The sequence below is a fragment of the Mycobacterium szulgai genome (genome assembly GCF_002116635.1).
Lineage (GTDB): Bacteria > Actinomycetota > Actinomycetes > Mycobacteriales > Mycobacteriaceae > Mycobacterium > Mycobacterium szulgai.
The window spans coordinates 1-1,037 of the sequence record NZ_LQPW01000059.1 but is presented as its reverse complement, the minus strand read 5'-3'; the positions used below and the strand labels follow the sequence as shown (position 1 = coordinate 1,037).

At 66.1% G+C, this 1,037-nt stretch carries 1 protein-coding gene; it reads left to right on the top strand.

Translation table 11 applies throughout. From position 1 onward, the window contains the following. Positions 1-1,037 (top strand): acyltransferase domain-containing protein (locus AWC27_RS11210; RefSeq protein WP_139836917.1); only part of this gene is annotated, 1,037 nt, incomplete at both ends.

The following is a 1,037-nucleotide window of genomic DNA, read 5'->3' as shown; positions in this document are numbered from 1 at the left end:
GGTCAAGGCGCTCAATACCCGGGTATGGCCGCCGACCTCTACAACCACCACCGCGGATTCGCCGCCGCCCTCGACGAGTGTGATCAGGCGTTGCAGCCTTACACCGGCTGGTCAGTACGCGAGGTCATTACCCAGCACCACAACGCACCCTCGCTGGATCGAGTCGATGTGGTCCAGCCGGTCTTATTTGCCGTGATGGTGGCGCTCGCCGAAACCCTGCGCGGTTACGGCATCACCGCCGATGCGGTGATCGGACACTCCCAAGGAGAAATCGCTGCGGCCTACATCGCCGGGGCGCTGAGCCTGCCCGAAGCCGCCAAGATTGTCGCGCTGCGCAGCGCAGCACTGGCCCAACTGGCCGCAACCGGCACCATGGCCTCGGTACTGCTTGATGCCGACACCGTGGCCCACCAGCTCCACCACCACAGCGAACTGAGCATCGCCGCGATCAACGGGCCGGCCCAAACCGTCATCAGCGGCCCTACCCACGCGATCGAACAGTTCCTGGCCAGCTGCGAGCACCAAGGCATCCAGGCCCGGCCCATCAGCGTGGACTACGCCTCCCACTGCGCCCATGTCGAACCCCTGCGCCACGACCTACTGGACAACCTGGCCGGCCTGCACCCCCAAAGCGCCCACACCCCGCTGTATTCCACCGTGCCCAGCGCGGCGTCACCCTATCCCCTTGACACCACCACCATGGACGCCGACTACTGGTATGCCAACCTGCGCCAACCAGTGCACTTCTACGACACGGTCACCAGCTTGCTGGCTCAGGGCCCGCACCTGTTTGTCGAGTTGGCCGCCCACCCCGTCCTGGCCACCGCCTTGTCGGACACCCTGGCCGATCACCCCCACCAGCAGCACAGCGCGGTCATTCCTACCCTGCGCCGCGATCGCCCCGATCTGGACATGATCGCCCACACCCTGGCCCAACTCCACACCCACGGCCATAGTCCCCACTGGCGCGACCTTTACCCCCACGCCCACACCGTGGACCTGCCCACCTACCCCTTCCAACACCACCGGTACTGGCT